This window comes from Streptomyces sp. NPDC088785 (genome assembly GCF_044750685.1).
Lineage (GTDB): Bacteria > Actinomycetota > Actinomycetes > Streptomycetales > Streptomycetaceae > Streptomyces.
The window spans coordinates 40391-64035 of sequence record NZ_JBIVKH010000005.1 but is presented as its reverse complement, the minus strand read 5'-3'; the positions used below and the strand labels follow the sequence as shown (position 1 = coordinate 64035).

Annotated in this window: 16 protein-coding genes and 2 pseudogenes; 9 read left to right on the top strand and 9 right to left on the bottom strand. The window is 74.4% G+C overall.

Annotated elements, in window-relative coordinates; translation table 11 throughout:
• Positions 1-99: 99 nt before the first annotated feature.
• From ACIP5K_RS17410 to ACIP5K_RS17400, 3 genes are all read right to left on the bottom strand, one after another.
• A complete protein-coding gene (locus ACIP5K_RS17410) occupies positions 100-2325 on the bottom strand; it encodes a hypothetical protein (protein ID WP_401410345.1) in 2226 nt (741 codons plus the stop codon).
• 120 nt (positions 2326-2445) lie between these two features.
• Positions 2446-2847, bottom strand: coding sequence for a hypothetical protein (locus ACIP5K_RS17405; RefSeq protein WP_401410343.1), 402 nt, complete (start codon positions 2845-2847; stop codon positions 2446-2448).
• A 241-nt stretch (positions 2848-3088) separates the two neighbouring features.
• Positions 3089-3907 carry an alpha/beta fold hydrolase gene (locus ACIP5K_RS17400; protein ID WP_401410341.1) on the bottom strand — a complete coding sequence of 273 codons (819 nt, stop codon included), beginning with the start codon at positions 3905-3907 and terminating at the stop codon, positions 3089-3091.
• 217 nt (positions 3908-4124) lie between these two features.
• Here ACIP5K_RS17400 and ACIP5K_RS17395 point away from each other — a divergent pair, with 217 nt between their 5' ends.
• The 5 genes from ACIP5K_RS17395 to ACIP5K_RS17375 all read left to right on the top strand — a co-directional run bounded on the left by ACIP5K_RS17395 (position 4125) and on the right by ACIP5K_RS17375 (position 11345).
• Positions 4125-4937, top strand: a complete 813-nt coding sequence (locus ACIP5K_RS17395) for a pentapeptide repeat-containing protein (protein WP_401410821.1) — start codon at positions 4125-4127, stop codon at positions 4935-4937.
• 108 nt (positions 4938-5045) lie between these two features.
• On the top strand, positions 5046-7352 hold the full coding sequence (cyc2, locus tag ACIP5K_RS17390; RefSeq protein WP_401410339.1) for a germacradienol/geosmin synthase Cyc2: 2307 nt from the start codon (positions 5046-5048) through the stop codon (positions 7350-7352).
• A gap of 41 nt (positions 7353-7393) precedes the next feature.
• Complete coding sequence (phsA, locus tag ACIP5K_RS17385; RefSeq protein WP_401410337.1) at positions 7394-9331, top strand: O-aminophenol oxidase PhsA; 1938 nt, start codon at positions 7394-7396, stop codon at positions 9329-9331.
• Positions 9332-9537: 206 nt separating this feature from the next.
• Positions 9538-10086 (top strand): hypothetical protein, encoded by a 549-nt coding sequence (locus tag ACIP5K_RS17380; protein WP_401410335.1) that lies wholly within the window; start codon positions 9538-9540, stop codon positions 10084-10086.
• Positions 10087-10217: 131 nt separating this feature from the next.
• A complete protein-coding gene (locus tag ACIP5K_RS17375) occupies positions 10218-11345 on the top strand; it encodes an aminopeptidase P family protein (RefSeq protein ID WP_401410333.1) in 1128 nt (375 codons plus the stop codon).
• A gap of 24 nt (positions 11346-11369) precedes the next feature.
• On the opposite strand, the gene treZ is transcribed toward ACIP5K_RS17375, so the two are convergent.
• Positions 11370-13115, bottom strand: a complete 1746-nt coding sequence (treZ, locus tag ACIP5K_RS17370) for a malto-oligosyltrehalose trehalohydrolase (protein WP_401410331.1) — start codon at positions 13113-13115, stop codon at positions 11370-11372.
• A gap of 154 nt (positions 13116-13269) precedes the next feature.
• Between treZ and ACIP5K_RS17365 the strand changes: the two genes are divergently transcribed.
• Positions 13270-13842 carry a DUF1707 and FHA domain-containing protein gene (locus ACIP5K_RS17365; protein ID WP_401410330.1) on the top strand — a complete coding sequence of 191 codons (573 nt, stop codon included), beginning with the start codon at positions 13270-13272 and terminating at the stop codon, positions 13840-13842.
• Positions 13843-13863: 21 nt separating this feature from the next.
• Here the strand turns inward: ACIP5K_RS17365 and ACIP5K_RS17360 are convergent, their stop codons facing one another.
• On the bottom strand, positions 13864-15105 hold the full coding sequence (locus tag ACIP5K_RS17360; RefSeq protein ID WP_401410328.1) for a M14 family zinc carboxypeptidase: 1242 nt from the start codon (positions 15103-15105) through the stop codon (positions 13864-13866).
• A 560-nt stretch (positions 15106-15665) separates the two neighbouring features.
• On the opposite strand from ACIP5K_RS17360, the gene ACIP5K_RS17355 reads away from it, so the two are divergent.
• Together ACIP5K_RS17355 and ACIP5K_RS17350 are read left to right on the top strand one after the other, a co-directional pair.
• Complete coding sequence (locus ACIP5K_RS17355; protein WP_401410326.1) at positions 15666-16772, top strand: cytochrome P450; 1107 nt, start codon at positions 15666-15668, stop codon at positions 16770-16772.
• Positions 16773-16797: 25 nt separating this feature from the next.
• Entirely contained in the window at positions 16798-17157 is a 360-nt protein-coding gene (locus ACIP5K_RS17350) for a hypothetical protein (RefSeq protein ID WP_401410324.1), read from the top strand.
• Here ACIP5K_RS17350 and ACIP5K_RS17345 read toward each other — a convergent pair.
• The 3 genes and pseudogenes from ACIP5K_RS17345 to treY form a co-directional block, all read right to left on the bottom strand.
• Positions 17149-17339: pseudogene (locus tag ACIP5K_RS17345) on the bottom strand (IS110 family transposase); the annotation flags it as partial. The gene ACIP5K_RS17350 and the pseudogene ACIP5K_RS17345 sit on opposite strands and share 9 nt — an antisense overlap.
• A pseudogene (locus ACIP5K_RS17340) lies at positions 17331-17553 on the bottom strand (transposase); the annotation flags it as partial. The pseudogenes ACIP5K_RS17345 and ACIP5K_RS17340, both read right to left, overlap by 9 nt.
• A gap of 235 nt (positions 17554-17788) precedes the next feature.
• A complete protein-coding gene (treY, locus tag ACIP5K_RS17335) occupies positions 17789-20146 on the bottom strand; it encodes a malto-oligosyltrehalose synthase (protein WP_401410322.1) in 2358 nt (785 codons plus the stop codon).
• Positions 20147-20227: 81 nt separating this feature from the next.
• Here treY and ACIP5K_RS17330 point away from each other — a divergent pair, with 81 nt between their 5' ends.
• Positions 20228-21496 carry an MFS transporter gene (locus tag ACIP5K_RS17330; RefSeq protein ID WP_401410320.1) on the top strand — a complete coding sequence of 423 codons (1269 nt, stop codon included), beginning with the start codon at positions 20228-20230 and terminating at the stop codon, positions 21494-21496.
• Here the strand turns inward: ACIP5K_RS17330 and glgX are convergent.
• The gene (gene glgX, locus ACIP5K_RS17325; RefSeq protein ID WP_401410318.1) at positions 21471-23630 is read right to left on the bottom strand and encodes a glycogen debranching protein GlgX; all 2160 of its coding nucleotides are present in this window, start codon (positions 23628-23630) and stop codon (positions 21471-21473) included. The two genes, ACIP5K_RS17330 and glgX, sit on opposite strands and share 26 nt — an antisense overlap.
• Positions 23631-23645: the final 15 nt, after the last annotated feature.

The following is a 23645-nucleotide window of genomic DNA, read 5'->3' as shown; positions in this document are numbered from 1 at the left end:
GGTCCGCCACCTCCCTCTCTCTCGCGTCTCTCGCGTCTCTCGCGTCTTGCATGTCTTTCGTGTGGCCCGCGCGCAGGCGGGACGGTCGGTTTACGCGGCTCAGACGTGGTGGCGCAGCACGGCCGCGCCCGCCGACGGCCGGTCGGGGTCGTCCGCCCACTTCTCCAGCCACCAGCGCAGCCGCTCGCGGTGCTTGCCCGGTCTGCGGGCCACCCCGCGCAGCAGCTCCGCGATGTGGTCGAGCGCGCCCGGGCACAGCGGCGCGAAGGTGTCGATCCACTCCCGCAGCGCGGGCAGCGCCGCGTCCTGCACCGGGCGGCGGGCCAGCGCCCGCGCCCACAGCTCGGTCAACTGCTCGCTGTACGAGGAGAACCGGCTGAGCAGCACCGGGACACCCGGAATCCCCTTGACCGTCTCCGCGACGCCGGCCGGACGCTCGTACGGCCGGGACACCGCGAAGACGAACGCCGAGAGCGTCTTGTTGACCATGGGGGAGTGGTCCTGCGGCGCGGACCACTCCAGCTGCGCCGACAGCAGCGAGGCGGCCTGCCCCTGGTGCACGAGGTGGACGCCGCCCCAGGCCACGTACGGCAGCGTGCCCCAGTCGTCGCCGCGGTCGAGCGCCGCGCGCAGCACGCCGACGGCGCGGTCCGGCGCGGTGCGGCCGAGGAGGGTGCCCACGGCGTCGGCCGCGGTTCCCGCGAGCCGTCGCTCGTACGCCGAACTCCCGCCGCGCGCCCAGGAGTCCAGCAGCTCCCAGACGGCGTCGGCGGACCCGGGACGGCTGCCCGCCACACCGAGCGCGGTCGCCGCGCCCTGCCGCTGCGGCCAGGACGTGCTGCCCGCCCACGCGGTGAGGAACCGGTGCACCGCGTAGTGGTGGTCGGCCCACGCGAGCACCCCGGCGGCGACCGAGGCGCGGGCCCGCACCTCCAGGTCACGGTGGCCGAGCAGCCGCCGCAGCCAGTCGAGGACGGCGTCCCGCCGCCCGTCCAAAGTGCTCCACGCGTGCACCAGGACCGCCCGGCCCAGCAGCGGGCTGCGGAACCGCACCCGGGGCGGGCCGTCCGCCGCGGTGTCGACCTTGAGCCACTGCTGCTCGTGGCCGAGCCGGTCGGTGAACCGCAGGTCGGCCGGGGCCGGTTCGGGCGGGGCCAGCGCGGTGTGCAGGGCGACCGCCGCCTCGGCGACCGTCAGATAGCCGCTGCCCTCCAGCACGGCCGCGGCGAGCGCGAACGCCACCGGGGCGGGTGCCCGGTGCTGCTGGAACCAGCCCCTGACCTGCTCGCTCGGATCGCGCAGCGCCGCGACGGCCGCGGCCAGGTCGCCGTCGGCGGTGATCACCGAGGCCAGCCGCACCGCGTGCCGGGCGGCGGGCTGCTCGCGCAGCGCGCGGGTGGCGCCGCAGGTGTCCAGGAGGGCGCGCAGCCGGGACCGCGCCCGCAGGTCGGGGCCGTGGCCGAGCACCCGCCGCTCCAGCACGGCCAGCGGGTCGGGCGGCGCGAGCGCGAACCGGGCGTACGGCGCGGCGCCCGCCTCCCCGGCGGCGGCGCGCGCCAGGTCGTGGCCGCCGGTCAGCACGAGCCGGCAGCCGGACGCGCGCAGCGTGGCGGCGAGCGACGTCAGCCGCCGCACCCCGAACGGTCCGGCGCCCGACGGGCCCTCGTCGACCTCCACGAGATAGCCGCGGTCCTTCGCGGGCGGCTCCCAGCCGGGATCGGCGGGCACCGCCGGATCGAGCAGCCGGTGGCAGCCGCCGCCCCCGGACCCGCCGAGCGCCATGGACTCGGACAGCAGGTTCACGGCGGTGGCCGCGCGTCCGCTGCCGGGCGGCCCGGTCAGCACGAGCAGCGCCTGCTCGCACAGCTCGTCCAGGGCGGTGTCGTACCCCTCGGGCTGCACGAACAGGGCGGTGTGGTCGGCGAGTTCGGTGGCGTCGAGGGCCACGGAAGCGCCGGTGCCCCGGGCCGGTCCGGGGCCGCGCCCGCCGCCGGGGTGGAAGCCGCCGCCGAAGCTGACGGAGTCGTTGAACAGGGCGAGCGTGCCGATCCGGGTCCCCGCCGCGTCGTCGCCGAGCCGGGCCGCGATCAGGTCGGCGATGGCCGAGGCGCGCCGCGCCTCGGAGCGTTCCGCCGCGTCGGCCCCGGCGCCCGCGGCGAGCGAGCGCAGCGCCTCCTCCTCGCTGACGGGCCCGTCGCGCTCCTCGTCGAAGGGGCGGGGCGCCGCTTCCGGGGCCTCCCGCGCCGCCGGGGCGGCGTCGGCCGGGGCGCCGTCGGCGGCACTGCCGCCGGCCGGCCGGGATTCTGCTGCTGCTTCCTCGTCCAAGGGTTCTGGTCTTCCGTGGCGTGGCACCGGTCCCGCCCGGGCGCGCGTCGTGGGCGCGCCCGGCGGCGGGCGGGTCGGAATGCGGAATGCGGAATGCGGAATGCGGACGGCGGGGGAGGGCTAGGAGACGTTCCAGTCGCCCTGGATCTCGACCTTGTCGTGGAACACCGTGGCGTTCTTGATGAGCGCGGCGCTGACCTGCGGGCCCGTGCCCCGGGCGGTCGCGGTCGCGGCCTCGTCGACGGCGCGGCGCAGCTCGTCCGCGAAGGCGCGGTCGCGCAGCATGTGCACGGCGAGCAGGCGCTCCAGGTCCGCTCGGGCGTCCGCGTCGTCGGGCGCCCGGGTCACCCCGGCGAGGGCGGCCTCGGCGACGTGGTCGCCGCGGAACCGCGCGCGGATGCGCTCCACGAGCCGGACGCCCCCGGCCCAGCCCGCGCGCCCCGCCTCCTGGGCGGCGCTCTCCAGTGCCCCGCCGGCCACGAGCGCGGCGCTCGCGGCGGCGACAGCCGTCACCGAATCCATGGTGTGTCCCCCGATTCCCCCGCGGTCCGCCGTCGTGCGCGGACCGAGCGGCCAATCTAGGACGCACGAGGGGCGGGCGAGCGGGACTCGCGCATCTTGCCCGTGTTCGCCCGAAGACGACCGTTCGGCAACCGGGCTTTACCGGAACGGGCACCCGGTGGTCGGCACCCGGCACCCGGCACCCGGCAGCCGTCGGTCAGGGGCCAGGGGCCAGGGGTCAGGGGCCAGGGGTCGGCAGTCGTCAGTCGGCGTCCGCCCGCAGGAAGTCCTCCGCGACCCGGATCAGCGCCAGCGGCGCCTCGTCCATGGCGTAGTGCCCGCACACCGGCAGGTCGACCAGCTCGCCGCGGACGAACCAGCGCAGCCACGTCGCCCGCATCAGGTCCGCCGACAGCGCCGGGTCGAGCTGGCCGGTCACCGCGAGCGCCGGGACCGTCGAGCCCTCCAGGCCGTCGTGGAAGTCGTCCCCGGACCACGAGTCCAGCCAGCTGCGGAACGCCTTCGCGTCGCTGCATGCCAGCGAGCGGGCCACCATGCGGTCCAGCCACGCACCCGGGCGCACGCCGCCCGTGGTGACGTCGAGGATCGCGCGCCGGTGCTCGGGCCGGGTGTCCGCCGTCGAGAACAGCTCCCACTGCTCGGGCGGCAGCGGCAGGCCCGACGCGGGGACCGGGGAGACGCCCACGAGCCGGCGCACCCGCTCCTCGGCCGAGGCCACCACGCGCTGCGCCACGCTGCCGCCCATCGAGTGCCCGAGCAGCGAGAACCGGTGCCAGCCGAGCCGGTCCGCGAGGTCGAGCACGTCCGCCGCGCCCTCGGCCGTCGTGTACGCGCCCGGCACGTCCCGCGCCTCGCCGTAGCCCCGCAGGTCCACGAACGCGTACTGGAACGCCGCGCGGTCCAGGTCGGGCACGACCGGCGCGAACGCGGCACGGTCGGCGAACCAGCCGTGCACCGCGATCACCTTGTGCGGCCCGTCGCCGTGCAGCTCGTGAGGCAGGTGGAACGAGCCCGGCGACGGGGACGACGACGGGAACAGGGGCGAGCGGGAGGGGGCCACGTCGACTCCTGGGGGACGGGGGCGGTGCCGGTCGCGTCCACGGTCGCGCGCGCCCGGGCCCCCCACAAGGGGGCGTACACCGCCGATCGGTGACAATGGGGGCGTGATCTCCTCCGGCTCCGCCCCCGAGTCCGGCTCCGCCCCCGAGCCCGCCTCCTCCCGCTCCACTCCGCCCGGCGACCCGCACACCGATCCCGACCCGTACGCACGCACCGAGCTGCGCGCGGACTGCGGCAGCTGCTTCGGCCTGTGCTGCGTGGCGCTGCCCTTCGCCAGGTCCCAGGACTTCGCGGCGGACAAGAACGCCGGCACGCCCTGCCGCAACCTCCAGGAGGACTTCCGCTGCGGTATCCACGCGACGCTGCGCGACGAGGGCTACCGGGGCTGCACGGTCTTCGACTGCTTCGGCGCCGGACAGAAGGTCTCGCAGGTCACCTTCGAGGGCATCGGCTGGCGCGAGCGGCCGAAGACCGCGCGGACCATGTACGAGGTCTTCCCCGTCATGCGTCAACTGCAAGAACTGCTGCGCTACTTGACCGACGTGCTGGAACTGCCGCGCGCCGCCCCCGTGCACCGGGACGCGCGCCGCGCCCGCGAGGACATCGACCTGCTCACGCGCGCGTCCGCCGCCGAACTCCTCGCCGCCGACGTCCCCACCGTCCGCGCCGAGGTCAACACCCTGCTCCTGAAGGCGAGCGAACTGGAACGTGCCGCCGTTCCGGGCCGCAAGAAGAACCACCGCGGCGCCGACCTGATGGGCGCCCGCCTGCGCGGGACCGACCTGCGCGGCGCCAATCTGCGCGGCGCCCTGCTCGTCGCCGCCGACCTGACCGGCGCCGACCTGCGCACCGCGGACCTCATCGGCGCCGACCTGCGCGACGCCCGGATCGGGGGCGCCGACCTGCGCGGCGCGCTCTTCCTCACCCAGGCCCAGCTGAACGCGGCGCGCGGGGACACGGCCACCCGCCTCCCGGCCGAGCTGGAACGCCCCGGCCACTGGAGCGCCTCGCGGGAGCGCGCGGGCGGCTGATCCGGGCGCGTTCCCCGTCCGGGGCCGGATCACTCCTCGTTCACGCGATAGTGCGATCATCTCGCCCCGGGCGGATGCCCGTCGGAACTCGCGGGTAGTGCCGCGCACATGACTGAGCAGTCCCTCGACGCGGCCTCGCAGCCCTTCCAGTTGCCGCGCTTCTACATGCCGTACACGGCACGCCTCAACCCCCACCTCGACGAGGCCCGCGCCCATTCCGCCGGCTGGGCCGAGGAGATGGGCATGCTGGCGGGCTCCGGCGTGTGGGACCGCGGCGACCTGGACGCCCACGACTACGGACTGTTGTGCGCGTACACGCACCCCGACTGCGACGGTCCCGCGCTGTCGCTGATCACCGACTGGTACGTGTGGGTCTTCTTCTTCGACGACCACTTCCTGGACATGTTCAAGCGCACCAACGACCGCGCGTCCGGCAAGGCCCACCTCGAACGCCTGCCCCTGTTCATGCCCATGGACCTGGAGGACCCGGCCACCCCGATGCCCGAGCCGGAGAACCCGGTCGAGGCCGGGCTCGCCGACCTGTGGCGGCGCACCGTGCCCGCCATGTCCCTGGACTGGCGCCGCCGCTTCGCCGAGTCCACCGAACACCTCCTCAACGAGTCGATGTGGGAACTGTCCAACATCGACGAGGGCCGCATCGCCAACCCCGTCGAGTACATCGAGATGCGCCGCAAGGTGGGCGGCGCCCCCTGGTCGGCCGGGCTCGTCGAGTACGCCACCGCGGAGGTCCCCGCGCCGGTCGCCCGGTCGAGGCCGCTGCGCGTGCTGATGGAGACCTTCTCCGACGGCGTCCACCTGCGCAACGACCTCTTCTCGTACGAGCGCGAGGTCCGGGACGAGGGGGAGCTCTCCAACGGCGTGCTGGTCCTGGAGACCTTCTTCGGCTGCACCACGCAGGAGGCGGCGGAGGCCGTCAACGACGTCCTCACGTCCCGGCTGCACCAGTTCGAGCACACCGCGTTCACCGAGGTGCCCGCGCTCGCCGCCGCGCAGGGGCTGACCCCCGACCAGATCGCGGCCGTCGCCGCGTACACCCGGGGCCTCCAGGACTGGCAGTCCGGCGGGCACGAGTGGCACCTGCGCTCCAGCCGCTACATGAACAAGGGTGCGGTGCGCGAGCGGGGCCCGCTCGACGGCCCCACCGGCGTCGGGACCAGGGGCACCGACGTGCGGGCGCTGTTCGACGCCCTCGGCGTCGAGCGGCTGCGGGCGTACACCCACGTGCCGTTCCAGAAGGTCGGCCCCTCACTGATCCCCGACCTCGCCCTGCCGTTCGAACTGCGGCTCAACCCCGGGCTCGACGGCGCGCGCGCCCGGCTCGTGCCGTGGGCGCGCCGCATGGGCATCCTCGCGGAGGGCGTCTGGGACGAGGACCGGCTCGCCGCGGCCGACCTCCCGCTGTGCTCGGCGGGCATCGACCCGGACGGCACCCCCGAGGCGCTCGACCTCAACGCGGCCTGGCTCACCTGGGGGACGTACGGGGACGACTACTACCCCCTCGTCTTCGGCAACCGGCGCGACATGGCCGCCGCGAAGCTCTGCACCGAGCGCCTCTCGGCCTGCATGACGATCGACGGCGAACCGGCGCCGCCGCCGGTCAACGCCATGGAGCGCGGCCTGGTCGACCTGTGGGCGCGCACGGCCGGCGGGATGAGCGCCGACCAGCGGCGCACCCTGAAGGCGGCCGTCGAGGTGATGACGGAGAGCTGGCTGTGGGAGCTGGCCAACCAGATGCAGCACCGCGTCCCCGACCCCGTCGACTACCTGGAGATGCGCCGCGCCACCTTCGGCTCCGACCTCACCATGGGCCTGTGCCGGCTCGGCCACGGCCCGGCCGTGCCGCCCGAGGTGTACCGCAGCGGACCCGTCCGCTCCCTGGAGAACGCGGCGGTCGACTACGCCTGCCTGATCAACGACGTCTTCTCGTACCAGAAGGAGATCGAGTACGAGGGCGAGCTGCACAACGCGATCCTCGTCGTGCAGACCTTCTTCGGCGTCGACTACCCCACGGCCCTGCACATCGTGCACGACCTGATGACCCAGCGCCTCCAGCAGTTCGAACACGTGGTCGCGCACGAACTCCCCGTCCTGTACGAGGACTTCCGCCTCGACGGCCCGGCGCGCGACGCCATCGACGGCTACGTCGGACAGCTGCGGAACTGGCTGGCCGGCATCCTCCACTGGCACCGGAAGGTGGACCGCTACCGCGCGGAGCACCTCGCGTCCCGCGCCCACGGCTTCCTGCCGGACCGGATCCCCGCCTCGCCCGTCCCGCTCCTGACACCGGGCACCGGATCCGGTTTCCGGATCTCCGCGTCCGGAATGACGGATTCAGGGAACTTTGCCGGGCCGTCCGCGGTCTTACAGGGCGAGACGGCCACTGACCGGCCGTAAGACCGGGGGACTCCACGAGAACACACGGGGGTGTTCTTTCCATGACCGAGACCACTGAGACCACTGGCACTACTGCCACCACTGGCACCACTGGCACCACTGGCACCATCGGGATATCCGACCGCACGACGACCCGCACACCGGACCGCGCCACCACCGCGCCCGGCGAACTGACGCCCTACAGCGCGCCGTTGACCGTGCCGCCGGTGCTGCGGCCCGCGTCCGACGACGTCCTGCGGGAGACCGAGATCGCCGTGCGCCCCCTGTGGCAGCGGCTGCACCCGCAGCTCCCGCCGACCCTCATGTGGGGGTACGCGGGCTCGGTGCCGGGCCCGACGATCGAGGTGCGGCGCGGACAGCGCGTCCGCATCGCCTGGACCAACCGCGTCCCCAAGGGCAGCGAATACCCGGTGACGGCCGTGGAGGTGAGCGCGGCGACACCGGGTCCGAGCACCGAACCGGGCCGCGCCGGGGTCGCGCCGAGCGCCGACGTCGCGGCCCTGCCCGCCTGGTTCGTCACGCACCTGCACGGCGCCCAGACCGGCGGCGGCAACGACGGCTGGGCGGACAACGCGGTGGGCTCGGGCGACGCCCAGCTCTCCGAGTACCCGAACGACCACCAGGCGGTCCAGTGGTGGTACCACGACCACGCCATGAACATCACCCGGTGGAACGTGCAGACGGGGCTCTACGGCACGTACCTCGTCCGGGACGACGAGGAGGACGCGCTCGGCCTGCCGTGCGGCGAGCGGGAGATCCCGCTGCTGCTCGCGGACCGGAACCTGGACACCGACGAGGACGGCCGGCTCACCGGCCGGCTGCTCCACAAGACCGTCAAGGTCCAGGAGGCGAACCCGGAGACGGGCAAGCCCGTCACCGTGCCCTTCACCGGCCCGTACACGACGGTCAACGGCCGCATCTGGCCGTACGCGGACGTCGACCCGGCCTGGCACCGCTTCCGCCTGGTCAACGCCTCCAACGCCCGGATCTACCACCTCGTACTGATCGACGAGGACGGCGAGCCCGTCCCGGGCGTGCTCCACCAGATCGGCAGCGACGGCGGACTGCTGCCGCGCCCGGTGCCCGTCGACTTCGACGCCGCGCTGCCGGAGCTGACCGTCGCCCCTGCCGAGCGGATGGACCTGCTCGTCGACTTCGCGGCGCTCGCCGGACGACGCGTCCGCCTGGTCGACAAGGGACCCCGGCAGCCGGCCGGGGTGCCCGACATCGCCGGTGACGTGCGCTATCCGCACGTCCTGGAGTTCCGGGTCGGCGACTGCGCCGAGCCGGACTCCTTCACCCTGCCCGAGGTGCTGTCCGGCTCCTTCCGGCGGCTGACCCACGACATCCCGCACGGCCACCGGCTCATCGTCCTGACCCCGCCCGCCACCAAGGGCGGCGGCGGCCACCCCGAGATCTGGGAGATGACGGAGGTCGACCCGGCGCAGGCCGCCGAGCTGAGCCCGCCCGTCGAGGGCGTCGTCCAGGTCGTCGACGACAAGGGGACGCTCAGGACCTACCGGCGCACCGCCCGGACCTTCAACGACGGACTCGGCTTCACCATCGGCGAGGGCAGCCACGAGCAGTGGAGCTTCCTGAACCTCGCGGTGAACCCGCCGGTGGTGCACCCCATGCACATCCACCTCGCCGACTTCCAGATCCTCGGCCGCGACGCCTACGACGCCTCCGGCTTCGACCCGGCGGCCGGCGGCACCGTCAAGCCGGTGACGTACGACGCGGCGACGACCGTCCCCTTCCCGCCCAACGAGCACGGGTACAAGGACGTCTTCCGCGCCCTGCCCGGCCAGATGCTGCGCGTGATGGGCCGGTTCGACGGCGCGTACGGACGGTTCATGTACCACTGCCACCTGCTGGAGCACGAGGACATGGGCATGATGCGGCCGTTCGTCGTGCTGCCCCCGGAGGCCCTGAAGTTCGACCACGGCGCCGGGCACGGCCACGAGGGACACACCGGATAGGGCGGCACACGGTGGGCGGCGGCGCGGTCCGGCCCCGCGCCGCCGCCCACCGTGCCTGACCAGGCCGGACCCGCCGTACGCGGATCCTCTAGAGTTCGCCCGGCAGGGGCCGGGGGGCTCGTGCCCCGAACGCCGGTGCCGGCGCGGGAGGCTCTGTGGGGGACCGCTCTGTGGGGGATGGTATGAGAAGTCGTGGGACGGGCCGGATGTTCGCCACGCCCACCGGCGCGATCGCGCTCGTGGTCTGCGCCCTTCTGGCGGGCTGGGCGCCCCCGGGGCGCGGCGCGGGTCACGCCCTGGAGGGCGGCGGTGCGCAGCCCACGACGGAGGTGGGCTTCACGCACGCCCGGATCGGGCAGACCTGGTACTACGCCCTGCCCCTGCCGACCAACAGGAGCGGGCACAGCATCCGGATCACCCGGGCGCGGATCGTCGACCCGCCGCAGGGCATGAAGATCACCGGCTTCGGCGCCTACGCCATGGCGGACGTGGACGCGATCCCCCTGCTCGCGCCCGAGGGCGACCCGGACACGCCGGACTTCGACCGTCTGAAGAACCACGCCACCGCACCCGTGACCGTGCCGGCCGGACAGACCAGCGACTTCTTCTTCGAGGCGGTCATCGAGCTGGTGTCCCCGCCCCGGGGCGCCGTGCGGCGCTGCGAGTACGAATACGAGTACGCGGCGGGCGGCCGGCGGGACACCCAGGTCCTGCCCTGCGGGATGGTGCTGAAGGTGGCGGAGCCCCGGCACTAACCCGGCACCCGCGCCACCCGGCGCGCGCCCGCCCCCATGGTCGCGTCGCCCCGCGCGGGCGGGCAGGATGCTCCCTGGCGGTGGCAGCCGCCCGCGACCCGCGTCCACGCACCCACGGAAGGCCCGGACCCATGACGACCGGCACACCCGCCCCCTTCACCGCGGCCGACTACCAGGCCCGCATGGACCGCGCCGCGCAGTCCGCGGCCGACGCCGGACTCGCCGGGCTGCTCGTCGCACCGGGCCCCGACATGGTCTGGCTCACCGGCTACCACGTCCCGGCCGACACCGAGCGGCTCACCCTCCTGGTGCTCGCCGCGGGACAGCGGCCCACCCTCGTCGTGCCCACCCTGGAGGCGCCCGACGCCGCGAAGGCCGCGGGCGCCGACGCCATGACGCTGCGCGACTGGACCGACGGCAAGAACCCCTACGCCGTCACGGCCCCGCTGCTGGACGGCTCCGGCCGCTTCGGCGTCAGCGACAACGCCTGGGCGATGCACCTGCTCGGCTTCCAGCGGACCCTCCCGGACACCTCCTACGTGTCCCTGACCGAGGCGCTGCCCATGCTGCGCGCCGTGAAGGACGCCGCCGAGCTGGAGCGGCTCGCGGCCGCCGGCGCCGCCGCCGACGCCGCTTACGAGGAGATCAAGAAGGTGCCCTTCGCGGGCCGCGAGGAGAACGACATTGCCCGCGACCTGTCCGACCTGCTCAAGCGGTTCGGGCACTCGCAGGTCGACTTCACCGTCGTCGGCTCCGGCCCCAACGGCGCCAACCCGCACCACGAGGCGAGCGAGCGCGTCATCCAGGACGGCGACATGGTCGTCCTCGACTTCGGCGGCCTCAAGCACGGCTACGGCTCCGACACCACCCGCACCGTGCACGTCGGCGAGCCGACCGCCGAGGAGCGCGAGGTCCACGACATCGTGCGGGCCGCCCAGACGGCGGCCTGCGACGCCGTGCGCCCCGGCATCGCCTGCCAGGACGTCGACCGCGTCGCCCGCAAGGTCATCACCGACGCCGGGTACGGCGCGTCCTTCATCCACCGCACCGGGCACGGCATCGGCGTCACCACCCACGAACCGCCGTACATGATCGAGGGCGAGGAGCAGGAGCTGGTGCCCGGCATGTGCTTCTCCGTGGAGCCCGGCATCTACCTCCCCGGCCGCTTCGGCGTCCGCATCGAGGACATCGTCACGGTCACCGCCGACGGCGGCCGGCGCCTCAACGCCACCGCGCGGGAGATGGCCGTCGTCGGCTGACCCCGGCGCCCCGCCCCCGAGCGGCTACGGCGCCTCCACGACCACGCACGACTCGGGCGGCACGGTCAGGAGGCCGTCGGCGCCGGGCACGTCGATCGGGTCCCAGGCGGCGAGCAGCCGGGTCACCGGACGGCCCAGCGGGATCGACACCGGTGCCCCGGACAGGTTCACCGCCACCCGGACGTCCCCGCGGCGGTAGGCGAGCCACCGGGCCCGCTCGTCGAAGGCGACCCGCACCGCCGCCAGATCCGGGTCCTGGAGGTCCATGCGGGCCCGCCGCAGCGCGATCAGCGTCCGGTACCAGGCCAGGACGCGCGCGTGGACCCCCGCCTCGGGCTCGGCCCAGTCCAGGCACGAGCGCTCCCGGGTGGCCGGGTCCTGCGGATCGGGAATGTCCGCCTCCGCCCAGCCGTGCGCCGCGAACTCCCGCCGCCGCCCCTTGCGCACGGCCTCCGCGAGCTGCGGATCGGTGTGATCGGTGAAGTACTGCCAGGGCGTGCCCGCCGCCCACTCCTCGCCCATGAACAGCATCGGCGTGAACGGCCCGGTCAGCACCAGCGTCGCCGCGCACGCCAGCAGCCCGGGGGAGAGCGACGCGGCGAGCCGGTCGCCCTGCGCGCGGTTGCCGACCTGGTCGTGGGTCTGGGTGTAGGCGAGCAGCCGGTGCGCGGAGACCCGGGAGCGGTCCAGCGGGCGGCCGTGCCGGCGCCCCCGGAACGCCGAATAGGTCCCGTCGTGGAAGAAGCCGTGCGTGAGCGTCTTGGCCACCGCGGCCATCGGCGCGCGCGCGAAGTCCGCGTAGTAGCCCTGCCCCTCACCGGTGACGGCCGCGTGCACGGCGTGGTGGACGTCGTCGTTCCACTGCGCGTGCAGCCCGAGCCCGCCCTCCGCGCGGGGCGTCACGACCCGCGGATCGCCGAGGTCGGACTCGCCGATCAGGAACAGCGGACGGCCCAGCCGCTGCGCCAACCCGTCGACGGCGGCCGACAGTTCCTCCAGGAAGGGCAGGGCGCGCCGGTCGTGCAGCTCGTGGATCGCGTCCAGCCGCAGCCCGTCGAGGCGGTACTCCCGCAGCCAGGCGAGCGCGCTGCCGACGAGATAGGCGCGGACCTCGTCGGACCCGGCCGCGTCCAGGTTCACCGCGCTGCCCCACGGCGTGTGATGGGTGTCCGTGAAGTACGGGCCGAACGCCGGGAGGTAGTTCCCCGACGGGCCCAGATGGTTGTGGACCACGTCCAGGACGACCCCGAGGCCCCGCTCGTGGGCCGCGTCGACGAACCGCTTCAGCGCCTCCGGGCCGCCGTACGGCTCGTGCACGGCCCACAGGCTGACCCCGTCGTAACCCCACCCGTGCCGCCCCGGCACCGGACACAGCGGCATCAACTCGACGTGCGTGACGCCCAGCTCGGCCAGGTGCCCAAGCCGCGCGGCCGCCGCGTCGAGCGTGCCCTCCTTCGTGTACGTGCCCACGTGCAACTCGTACAGGACGGCGCCGGTCAGATCGCGCCCGGCCCAGTCGCCGCGCCACGCGTACCGCGCGTGGTCGACGACCGCGCTGAGGCCGTCGGGGCCGTCGGGCTGGCGCGGCGAGCGCGGATCCGGCAACGGCGGCCCGCCGTCGAGCAGGTACCCGTAGCGGTCCCCGTCGGCGGCGTCCGCCGCCACCGTCCACCAGCCCGGCCGCTCCGTATCGCGCTCCAACGCGCGCGTGGCGTCCTCCAACCGGAGTTCCACGCGCTCTGCCTGCGGTGCCCACACCTCGAACTGCACGGACGTTCCCCCTCGCGTAACAGCTGGTCTGCTCACGGTGACGACCCGTCCATGGTGCGTCAGACGTGATCGCCGCGCCTCCGGTTCGCCGAGGTGTGTTCCGCGCACCCCCCTTTCTGGACACCCCGGGCGTCGCTGCCGGACAATCGCCCCTGTGACGTCATCGTTCGAGCACCACCCGTACCCGGCGCGGCTCTCCGACGCCGAGCGGGACCGTGCGCTGCGGGTGCTCAGGGACGGCGTCGCCCTCGGCAGGCTCTCGCACGACACGTTCGTGCGCCGCATGGAGCTGGCCCTCACCACGCAGAAGCCCGACGAACTCGCCTCGCTCACCGCCGACCTGCGCCCCGAGAACCGCTGGACGCGGGTGATGCTCGGCGCCGTCGGCGCCGTCTCCGGGTTCACGGTGCGGCTGCACCGGGCCTGGACCGTGGAGCGGCTGCCGAGGCTGCTGCTGCCCGTCGCCCAGCCGCACCCGCTGCGCATCGGCCGCGACCCGGCCAACGGACTGCGGCTCAGCCACGAGTCGGTCTCCCGGGTGCACGCGGAGCTGAGCCGCCAGGGCGGCCTGTGGATCCTGCGCGACCTGGGCTCCACCAACGGCACGTCGGTGAACGGACGGCGGGTGATCGGCGCGGCCGTCGTCAGGGACGGCGACCAGGTCGGGTTCGGCCGCATGTCGTTCCGGCTGTCCGCCGACGGCGGCCCCGCGGCGGACCGCCGCTGAGGCCGTCGCCGGCCGGGACGCTCAGCCCCGCGCGTGCCGGACGGCCGCGACCGTGGTCCGCGCCTGGTGCTCGACCTGGTGGTCGAGCGGCACCCACCGGGCCCCGAACCGGTCGGCGTACACCTCGCACCAGCGGGTGACGAGGAGATCGAGCCGGGGCGCCGCCCGGTCGTCGGCCTCCTCCAGGACCCGCAGCAGCATGGCGGCGGCCCGCAGCGGCAGCCGCCGGGCGAACGCGTCGATGCTGCCGACGTACGCCATCGTCGCGTCCGGCGGAGGCGGCCGCATCCAGTCGTCCGCGAGCCCCGGGACCAGGCTCAGCGCCCAGCGCGCCGCCCGCAGCAGCGGCCCCCGGGTGTCCGGGAGCCGGGGCAGCGCCTCCGCGAGGATGTCCTCCACGAGCCGGGTGTCCCGGCTGAGCCGCGCCGAGAGCCGCCGCAGGGCCCGCTCGGGCGCCGGATGCGGCGCCGGGTCGTCGACCAGGTCGCTGGCCCACATCGGCACCTCCACGATCGCCGTGGAACCGCCGTACCGGTGGGCGTGGTGCCAGGTGGAGTGCCGGGCGTCGTCGGGCAGGCTCGGGAACGCCGCCTGCGCGTCCGGATCCGGCATCACGTGCACGCCGGGCCCCGACGCGGGCCAGCCCGCGGCGTCCGACGCGCCCGTCTCCACCGGGATGTGCAGCTCGGCCGCCGACTTGGCGAACGGCTCGGCCAGCCCCGGGATGTCCCGCGTCAACTGCACCCAGCTGCCGCCCAGTTCGGTGCCGTGCAACGACACCTGGAGATAGGGGCGCAGTTCGTCGATGACCCCGGTGAGCGCCGTGGTCTCCGGCGGCAGCCGGTCGGCCGGCAGGACCGACGGCGACCACTCCGGCTGCTCGGGCCCGGCCGGGCGGAAGAAGTGGCGGTGGTAGTCGAGCAGCGTGCGCGGGCGCGGCGTCGTGTGCAGGGCCGCGCCGTCCGGGTCGGCGCACAGCAGGAAGTGCCAGGACCGGTCGGACCTCAGCGCCTGGTCGAACAGGGCCCGCCGGGCCAGGTGCAGCGCCGTGGCGCCGCCGGTCGGTTCGTTGGCGTGCGCGCCCGCGACGATCAGGACCGTGCGGTGGTCGTGGCCCACGGAGAGCAGATGCAGGGGACGCCCCCCGCGCGAGGTCCCCACCTGGCGCAGTCGGCACAGGTCAGGTCGTACAGTGGTCAGCTCCCGCGCCGACCGGGCCAGTTGGGCCGCAGTGGGGTACCGCTGGTCCGTCAGATGACTCACCCCCGTTGGTGCTCCCGCCGTCGGCAATCCGCAGTACCCCACGCTTGCCGATCCCTGTCAAGAAGGTCCGTACCGGCTGCCGTCCGCCGGTGCGGACCATGCCCGGAACGCTCCGGGAGCGTCTCGCCGACGGCCTCGGACGACGTGGTGCGGGCGTGGCTGTGCCGGGCCGATCCGGCCGGGCCGATGCCCCGGCCGCCGGTACGCCGACTCCCGCAATCATCCCGGAAAGGCCCGGCCCGCCGAAGGGGATTGCCGGTTCCGGTCCGCCGGTCCCGCAGCCGCCCGCCGCCGGACACCGCCCCCCCTGCGCCCCGGCCGCCCGCCGCGCGTCCAGTCGACAGGGATTTCCGCCCCGGTGCGCGCCCGCGCCGGGGCGCACCCGCGGGACGCGCCCGGCCCCGCTCACCCGTTCGGCCGCACGGGCGCTGCGCACCCCCGCCGGTGGTGGTGCGCTGGAGGCATCCGTGCGCGGCACCCGGCGCACCGGCCCAGGAGGGAACCCCGCGGTGCTGTGCCCCCTGGAACCTGCCGCGCGCCCGGTCACCGAGGGAGCGCGCGTGCGGCGCACGCCCCCGAGCCTGGCCGAGCCGGACGTCGCACGCGACCCCTATCCGCTCTACCGCACGCTGCGCGACGCCCACCCGCTGCACCACGACGAGCGGTACGGGGCCTGGCTGGTGAGCCGGTACGCCGACGTGCGGGCCGCGCTCGCCGACCCGCGCCTGGTCGCCCCGCCCCCCGGGCGTACCTTCAGCCACCTCGAACAGGGCACGCACGCCGCCCACCGGGCACTCGTCTCCCCGCAACTGCAAGGACGCGCCCTGGCCGCCGTGCGGGCGGGCGTGGAGCGCGCCGCGTTCGTCCTGGCCCGGCGTCTCGTGCGCCGCGAGGAGGCCGACCTGGTCGAGGAGTTCTGCCGCTGGCTGCCGTCGGCCGCCGCCGTCGCCGCGCTCGGCCTGCCGCACGAGGAGACGGCCCGCGTCGCCGCCTGGAGCCGCACCGACCTGACGCACCTGGGCGCCGTGCCCGCCGCCGTGGCGGACGCCCTGCGCCCCCACGTCGCCCGCCGCCGCGTCCGCCCGGGCGACGACCTCCTGTCGGTCCTGTGCACCGCGCGCGCCGACGGGCGCCCGCTGCCCGACGAGGCCGTCGTGGGGATCGCGGCGACCCTGCTCGGCGCGGCCGGCGAGGCCACCGGACGCGCCCTCGCCGCCCATCTCGCCAACCTCCTCGACCACCCCGCCCAGCTGGCCCTGGTCCGGGCGCGGCCCGCACTGAGCGACGCGGCCTGGGCGGAGTCGCTGCGCCGCGACCCGGCCGTGCACCTCGTGCTGCGCCGCGCGCTCGCCCCGGTCCCGGCGGGCGGCGGCACGATACCGGCCGGCGCCACCGTGGCCTGCCTGCTGGGCTCGGCGGGCCGGGACGCGGCCCGGTTCCCCGACCCCGACCGCTACGACCTGTTCCGGACCGACCCCGGCCGGCTGGCGTTCGGCGCCGGCCGGCACCGCTGCCTCGGCGTCCCGTTCACCCGCATGATCGCGGGCGCGGGCCTGAGCGCCCTGCTCACGACCCTGCCCGCCCTGGCCTGGGCCCCGGGCTTCCGCCCCGCCCCGGCGGGCCTGCTCACCAGGGCACCGACCGCCCTCGTCGTCCGCGTCCGCTGACGGGCCGCGCCCGGGGGGTGCCCCTATGTATTTGGTCAAGGTGGTGGGTCAGGATGGCGGCATGGCGACCTGGTTCCGCACCTACTACGAGGACGAAGATCTGTGGCTGTACTTCGAGGCCGATGACGGCGGCTGGGCCGCGCGTCAGGTCGAGGTCCGGGGGCAGGACTCGCGGCCGGTGACGGCGGCTTCCCTGGCGGAGGTTGTGCACTTGCGCGACCATGCCGATCTCGCGGCGATGGGCCGCTATGAACGGCAGTACGGCGTTCTCGCCGAAGGCCCCATGGACGGCTGGCAGGACCAACCCGAGGCAGCCGAGATCTCCGCTGAGGAGTTCGAGCGGCTGTGGACCGAAGCAAGGCAGGTTCTCGGTGACTCAGCCTGACCTGACCGGCTGCGGTTCGTAGAGGGGTCCGTCGCGGAGCATGTGAAGAGGACGTCGGCCCGGCGTCGGGCGAGGCAGAGCAGGGCCTGCGTGTGGTGCATTCCCCGGGCGATCTTCTTGGCGTCGTAGGCCCGCGATGCCGGGTCGCCCAGGGCGGCGAACGCGGAGAGGAAGAAGGAGCGGCAGGGCGCCGATCGAGGCTGGCTGGTCGACCACCACGAGCACGGTTCCGTGCTCGGCCTTCAGCTTGGCCAACAGCTCGCGGAGTCTGGGTTCGGTGGTGGGCAGTCGCTTGTCGAAGGCCTTCTTGCCGGCCGGTGCGACGGCGGTGGCGGGGTGTTCGCCCTTGCCGACGTCCAGGCCGAGGAAGCCGTCGATGTCGCCGGTGTCGATCACGTGCAGGCCCCTCCGCTCACGCTTTTCGTCCGGCCTTGCCTCGGCACCGAGCTGCCACATCTTCCGGCTCGGGTGAAGATGGTGCTCAAGCTCCTCATCAGCGGCCCCTGAATGCCTTCGGGCCCGGTGACACCGCCCCCCGCATCATGAACAACAAGGGGGGAAGTCATGCCGGACCCGCAGGCCGGAGGCACCATTGCGGAGCCACGAAAAACGTAACGGTGGGGCAGCCGTCCTAGTCCGCCCGGACCAGCAGCGCCACCGGCAGCTCCCCGAACAGCTCACCCACGCGCGTGGTCCCGCCGAACCGTCGCCCGGGGGCCAGGAGTTCGGACCACTCGCCCGCGGGCAGGTTCAGCTCCGTGTCCCGCCAGCCGCCCGCCTCGGCCAGCCGCAGCGACAGCCGGGTCGTCACCGCGACCACGCGCCCGGAGCGCGCGTAGGCCACGCAGTGGTCCGCGGCGGGCCCGCGCGCCGTCAGCGGTGCGTACGTCGCGGACGCGCCGAACCACTCGGGGCGCTCCCCGCGCAGCCGCAGCGCGGCCCGGGTCAGCGCCTCCTTGTCGCGGGACAGCGCCCCGCCCTCCTTCTCGTCGAAGCGGGCCGGGGCGCGGTTGTCCGGGTCCACCAGGGCGCGGTACTCGCGCTCGCTGCCCTGATACACGTCCGGCACCCCGGGCATCGTCAGGTGGACCAGGGCGGCGCCCAGGACATTGGCCCGCACGTGGGGGAGCAGCCCGTCCATGAACCGCAGCACCACGTCGCCGGGCGGACCGCACGGGCCGGACGCCACGAAGGCGCGTACCGCGTCCTCGTAGGCGGCGTCCTGCTCCGTCCACGTCGTGTGCAGGCCCGCCTCGCGCACGTGCTTGAGCATCGCCTGCTGGAGCCGCTCCGGTTCGGCCGGACCGAGCCCCGCGGCCAGCTGCCAGGCCGCCCACGCCAGCTGCGGGTCGGGCGCGCTCGTGCCGCCGTGCGCGGTCCGCTCGGTGACCTCGGACAGCAGCGAGTCCCAGCGGTCCGGGCACTGGGTGAGGACCGAGATGCCCGCGCGCACGTCCGCGCTGCGCTTGGTGTCGTGGGTGGACAGCACCGTCGAGGTGTCCGGCCAGTCGCGCTGCACGCGCGAGCAGTACGCGTGGAACGCCTCGGCGGAGACGGCGGGCTCCCGCGGGCTGCCGCCCACCTCCAGGGCCGACAGCAGCGGCGTGTACCGGTAGAACGCGGCGTCCTCGACCGACTTGGCCCGCAGCGCCGACGAGGTCTGCGCGAACCGGGCCCGGAACGCCTCGTGCCGCGGCCCCGATCCGAGCAGCCCGAGTGCGAGGTCCCGTACGACGTCGACCGCGCGCGCCTCCTCGGCGACCTCGAAGACCGCCTTGGCCTCCGCGGCGGCCGCGGGCGTCAGGACGGTGGCGGGCTCGTCCCCGCCGGACACGTACGGCCGGTAGACGGGCACGCGCACCAGCAGCTCGCACAGGGCCGTGCGCAGCGCCCACGGCGCGTGGTCGCGCAGCCGGGGCTCCGGGGCGCACAGGGCGACGGCCTCCCGCGTCAGCCGGTCCACCTCGGCCGCGAGGCCGTGCCCGACGACCCGGTGGGCGGCGCCGCGGGCCGTGGCCGCCCACCGGCCGCCCGCGTCGTCGGCGACGCCCGTGAAGCGGCGGAACAGCGTGAGCAGCCGGTCGGCGCCCTCGGGGTCGGTGAACAGGCCGTCGATGTGGCGCAGCGCGTCGTAGCCGGTGGTGCCGGCCACCGGCCAGGCGCCGGGCAGCCGTTCCTCCTCCTCCAGGATCTTCTCGACGACGGTCCACCGGCCCCCGCTCGCCTCGGCCAGGCGCCGCAGGTAGGCGCCCGGTTCGGCGAGTCCGTCGGGGTGGTCGACGCGCAGGCCGTCGAACACGCCCTCGCGCAGCAGCCGCAGCACGGTCGCGTGGGTCGCGTCGAACACCTCGGGCTCCTCCACGCGCACCGCGATCAGGTCCGAGATGGTGAAGAAGCGGCGGTAGTTCAGCTCCGTACGGGCGAGGCGCCACCAGGCCAGGCGGTACCACTGGGCGTCGAGCAGGTCGGGCAGCGGCAGGGACTCCGTGCCCGGCCGCAGCGGGAAGACGTGGTCGTAGTAGCGCAGCACGTCGCCGTCCACCGCCAGATGGGTGAGCTCGTCGCCCACCGGGCCTGCGAGGACCGGCAGCAGGACCCGGCCGTCCTGCGCCTCCCAGTCGATGTCGAACCAGCGTGCGAACGGCGACGACGGGCCGTCCTTGAGGACCTCCCACAGCGCGCGGTTGTGGCGGGGGGCCGCCGCCATGTGGTTGGGCACGATGTCGACCACGAGACGCAGGCCGTGCGCGTGGGCGGCGGCGGCCAGGTCCCGCAGCCCCTCCTCGCCGCCCAGTTCATCGCGTACGCGCGCGTGGTCGACGACGTCGTAGCCGTGGGTCGAGCCGGGCACCGCCTCCAGGACGGGCGACAGGTGCAGATGCGAGACCCCCAGGGAGGCCAGGTACGGGACGGCGGCCGCGGCCGCGCCGAATCCGAAGTCCGGTTGCAGCTGGAGCCGGTAGGTGCCCGTCGGGGCGTGAGGCGTCATGCGAATCTACGTACCCCTGTGGGCGGGTTTCGTGTCATCGCCGCATGCGTCGGCCCTCGCGCACCTCGTTAGTTTCGGACGATGACCGGCACACCAGCGGGGACCAGCGCCCCCGGCACGACGCTCGACGCCTACCGGCGGGTCCTCGCGGTGACCGGGCGGCCGCTGCCGGTCGTGTCCTTCCTGGGGCGGCTGCCGGTCGCCGTGATCCAGTTCGGCAGCGTCCTGCTGGTCACCCGTACCAGCGGCTCGCTGGCCACCGGCGGCACGGTCGCCTGCGCGCTCGCGCTCGGCCAGGTCGCCGTCGGCCCCCTCGTGGGCCGGCTCGCCGACCGGCACGGCCAGCGCCCCGTCGTGCTCGTCTTCGCCCTGGCCAACGCCCTCGCCGTCGCGCTCTACACGCTGGGCGCGCTCGCCCACCTGCCGACGCCCGCGCTGGTCGCCCTGGGCATCGCGGCGGGCGCCACCGTGCCCGGCATCGGGCCGCTCGCGCGGGCCCGCGGTGTCGCCCTGGTCCGCGCCGATGGCGCCGACGAGCGGGTCGTCGACGCGGTGCTGTCCCTGGAGTCGACGATGGACGAACTGTCCTTCGTCCTCGGCCCGGCCCTCATCGGCGTCGCCTCGGTGGTCGCCCACCCCGCCTACGCGTTCGGCGCGGCGGCCGTCCTGGTCGCCGTCTGCGGCACCGCGTTCGCCCTGCACCCGACGGCCGCGGCCGTACCCCGAGCGGCCCCGCGGGCGCGGGGCCAGCGCGTGAAGCGGGCGCCCATGCCCCGCCAGGTGCACGTCGTCCGCGTCGGGCTCGTCCTCCTGGGCGTCCTGCTGGGCGGCTGCGGCGCCGGGATCACCGCGCTCACCCAGGAGCTGGGCCACGAGGAGCAGGCGGGCCTGGTGTACGCCGCCATGGGCGTCATGAGCGCCGTCGTCGGCCTGTCGATGGCGGCGGTGCCGGAGCGGTTCACCCTGCCCGCGCGCTGGCGGGTCGCCACGGCCGCCGCCGCGCTGCTGTCCCTGCCGCTGATCGTCACCGGGTCCCTGCCGGTGCTCTACGTCGCCGTGACCGTGTTCGGCGCCCTGTTCGCCCCGAACCTCATCACCGGCTTCGGGCTCACCGAACGCGCCGTGCCGCGCGACCGGCTCGCGGAGGGCATGACGGTCGCCGCGAGCGCGTTCGTCGGCGGACAGGCCGTCACGCTCGCCGTGGCGGGGCGTCTGGCGCAGGCCCACGGCCCCGCCGCCGCGTTCGCGGTCGGCAGCGTGGCCGCGGGGCTCGCCTTCCTCGTGGCCCTGCGCGTGCGGCCCCTCCGGGGAGCCGCCGACGCCGCTAGGCCGGCCGTCGCAGCACGGTGAGGCTGCGGCCCGTCAGGGTCAACCGGTCGCCCGCCTGCACCTTGGGGCCCTCGTCGGCCGGGACCCCCTCGGGCAGCGCCGTGTCGACCACGGTGTGCCACTGCCGGCCGTGATTGACCGGCACCACGAACTCCTGCGCCTCCGGATCGGCGTTGAACAGCAGCAGGAACGAGTCGTCCGTGATCCGCTCGCCGCGCGGCCCCGGCTCCGAGATCGCGTTGCCGTTGAGGAACACCGACAGCGCGCGGGCCTGCGTCGCCCCCCAGTCCTCCTGCGTCATCTCCTCGCCCTCGGGGGTGAACCAGGCGATGTCCGACAGCTCGTCGTGCGTGCCCTCCACCGGGCGGCCGTGGAAGAAGCGCCGCCTGCGGAAGACCGGGTGCTCGCGGCGCAGCCGCACCATCGCGCGCGTGAAGGCCAGGAACGCGTCCTCGCGCGTGTCCCCGGACGCGCCGCCCTGCGCACCGGACCGGTCGGCCCCGCCGGACTCCGCCCAGTTCACCCACGCCAGCTCGTTGTCCTGGCAGTAGGCGTTGTTGTTGCCGTTCTGGGTGCGCCCCAGCTCGTCGCCGTGGCTGAGCATCGGCACGCCCTGCGACAGCATCAGCGTGGCCACGAAGTTGCGCATCTGGCGGTCCCGCAGGTCGAGGACCTGCGGATCGTCGGTCTCGCCCTCCACCCCGCAGTTCCACGACCGGTTGTGGGACTCGCCGTCCCGGTTGCCCTCCCCGTTGGCGTCGTTGTGCTTGTCGTTGTACGAGACCAGGTCGCGCAGCGTGAAACCGTCGTGGCAGGTCACGAAGTTGATGGACGCCAGCGGCCGGCGGCCGTCGTCCTGGTAGAGGTCGGACGAGCCGGTCAGCCGGCCCGCGAACTCGGCGAGCGCCCGCGGCTCGCCGCGCCACAGGTCGCGGACCGTGTCGCGGTACTTGCCGTTCCACTCCGTCCACAGCGGCGGGAAGTTGCCCACCTGGTAGCCACCCTCGCCGACGTCCCACGGCTCCGCGATCAGCTTCACCTGCGAGATCACCGGGTCCTGCTGCACCAGGTCGAAGAACGACGACAGCCGGTCCACCTCGTGGAACTGCCGCGCCAGGGTGGCCGCGAGGTCGAAGCGGAACCCGTCGACGTGCATCTCCTCGACCCAGTAGCGCAGCGAATCCATGATCATCTGGAGCACGTGGGGGGACCGCATCAGCAGCGAGTTCCCGGTCCCGGTCGTGTCCATGTAGTAGCGCTGGTCGTCCGTCAGCCGGTAGTACGACGGGTTGTCGAGCCCCTTGAAGGAGAGTGTCGGACCCAGGTGGTTGCCCTCGGCCGTGTGGTTGTAGACCACGTCCAGGATGACCTCGATGCCCGCCTGGTGCAGCGCGCGCACCGCCGACTTGAACTCCAGGACCTGCTCGCCCCGGTCGCCCCAGGAGGCGAAGGTGTTGTGCGGGGCGAAGAAGCCGATCGTGTTGTAGCCCCAGTAGTTGTTCAGCCCCATCTCGACCAGCCGGTGGTCGTTGACGAACTGGTGGACCGGCATCAGCTCCAGCGCCGTCACGCCGAGTTCGGTGAGGTGGTCGATGATCGCCGGGTGGGCGAGGCCCGCGTACGTGCCGCGCAGCTCCTCCGGCAGCTCCGGATGGCTCATCGTCAGGCCCTTCACATGGGCCTCGTAGATCACCGTCTCGTGGTAGTCGGTGCGCGGCGGACGGTCGTCACCCCAGTCGAAGTACGGGTTGACGACCACCGACGCCATCATGTGCGGCGCGGAGTCCTGATCGTTGCGCTCGTCGGGGGAGCCGAAGGGGTAGCCGTACACCGACTCGTTCCACTCGATCTTCCCGCTGAGGGCGCGCGCGTAGGGGTCGAGCAGCAGCTTCGCCGAGTTGCAGCGCAGCCCGTGCTCGGGTTCGTAGGGGCCGTGGGCGCGGTACCCGTACCGCTGCCCCGGCATGATTCCCGGTAGATAGGCGTGCCGCACGAAGGCGTCCGACTCGCGCAGTTCGACCGCGGTCTCCGACCCGTCGTCGTGCAACAGACACAGTTCGACGCGGTCGGCGGTCTCCGAGAAGACCGCGAAATTGGTTCCGGCGCCGTCGTACGAGGCACCCAGCGGATACGCCTGTCCAGGCCACACCTGCATGCTGACGACTCTTCC

What these genes read in the sequence shown, in the direction of transcription:
- ACIP5K_RS17350 (WP_401410324.1), top strand. Translation starts at nt 16,798, where the DNA reads ATGTATTTGGTCAAGGTGGTGGGTCAGGATGGCGGCATGGCGACCTGG.
- glgX (WP_401410318.1), bottom strand. Translation starts at nt 23,630, where the DNA reads ATGCAGGTGTGGCCTGGACAGGCGTATCCGCTGGGTGCCTCGTACGAC.
- treY (WP_401410322.1), bottom strand. Translation starts at nt 20,146, where the DNA reads ATGACGCCTCACGCCCCGACGGGCACCTACCGGCTCCAGCTGCAACCG.
- ACIP5K_RS17375 (WP_401410333.1), top strand. Translation starts at nt 10,218, where the DNA reads ATGACGACCGGCACACCCGCCCCCTTCACCGCGGCCGACTACCAGGCC.
- ACIP5K_RS17380 (WP_401410335.1), top strand. Translation starts at nt 9,538, where the DNA reads ATGTTCGCCACGCCCACCGGCGCGATCGCGCTCGTGGTCTGCGCCCTT.
- ACIP5K_RS17330 (WP_401410320.1), top strand. Translation starts at nt 20,228, where the DNA reads ATGACCGGCACACCAGCGGGGACCAGCGCCCCCGGCACGACGCTCGAC.
- phsA (WP_401410337.1), top strand. Translation starts at nt 7,394, where the DNA reads ATGACCGAGACCACTGAGACCACTGGCACTACTGCCACCACTGGCACC.
- cyc2 (WP_401410339.1), top strand. Translation starts at nt 5,046, where the DNA reads ATGACTGAGCAGTCCCTCGACGCGGCCTCGCAGCCCTTCCAGTTGCCG.
- ACIP5K_RS17405 (WP_401410343.1), bottom strand. Translation starts at nt 2,847, where the DNA reads ATGGATTCGGTGACGGCTGTCGCCGCCGCGAGCGCCGCGCTCGTGGCC.